Here is a 1,119-nt window from a genome sequence, read left to right on the forward strand (position 1 = left end):
AGACTTCTCAATCCACCTTCATTGGCGTACACGACGCTCCTCTACCGCTCATCCTAAGGATGAACCCGTAGCTTCGGTACCTGGTTTAGCCCCGTTACATCTTCCGCGCAGGCCGACTCGACTAGTGAGCTATTACGCTTTCTTTAAAGGATGGCTGCTTCTAAGCCAACCTCCTAGCTGTCTGAGCCTTCCCACATCGTTTCCCACTTAACCAGGATTTCGGGACCTTAGCTGACGGTCTGGGTTGTTTCCCTTTTCACGACGGACGTTAGCACCCGCCGTGTGTCTCCCACGCTCTACTCACCGGTATTCGGAGTTTGCCTCGGGTTGGTAAGTCGGGATGACCCCCTAGCCGAAACAGTGCTCTACCCCCGGCGGTACTACGTGAGGCGCTACCTAAATAGCTTTCGAGGAGAACCAGCTATCTCCGAGCTTGATTAGCCTTTCACTCCGATCCACAAGTCATCCAAATCTTTTTCAACAGATCCTGGTTCGGGCCTCCAATTGATGTTACTCAATCTTCACCCTGCTCATGGATAGATCGCTCGGTTTCGGGTCTATATCCAGCGACTGTGTCGCCCAGTTAAGACTCGGTTTCCCTACGGCTCCCCTATACGGTTAACCTCGCCACTGAATATAAGTCGCTGACCCATTATACAAAAGGTACGCAGTCACAGAACAAGTCTGCTCCTACTGCTTGTACGCACACGGTTTCAGGATCTATTTCACTCCCCTCTCCGGGGTTCTTTTCGCCTTTCCCTCACGGTACTGGTTCACTATCGGTCAGCCAGGAGTATTTAGCCTTGGAGGATGGTCCCCCCGTCTTCAGTCAAGGTTTCTCGTGCCCCGACCTACTCGATTTCACATGATCAGATTTTCGACTACGGGGCTATCACCCGCTACGGCCAGACTTCCCAATCTGTTCGCCTAATCAGTCACATGCTTAAGGGCTGGTCCCCGTTCGCTCGCCGCTACTAGGGGAATCTCGGTTGATTTCTTTTCCTCAGGGTACTTAGATGTTTCAGTTCCCCTGGTTCGCCTCGTACACCTATGTATTCAGTGCACGATACCGATCTTATGATCGGTGGGTTTCCCCATTCAGAAATGCCCGGGTCACAG

General features: G+C 52.3%; 1 rRNA gene. It reads right to left on the minus strand.

Annotation, left to right across the window (positions count from 1 at the left end):
• Positions 1-1,119: ribosomal RNA gene (locus tag K7H09_RS23960) — 23S ribosomal RNA — on the minus strand; the annotation flags it as partial.

It is taken from the genome of Halomonas sp. IOP_14 (assembly GCF_021021315.1).
Classification (GTDB): domain Bacteria; phylum Pseudomonadota; class Gammaproteobacteria; order Pseudomonadales; family Halomonadaceae; genus Vreelandella; species Vreelandella titanicae.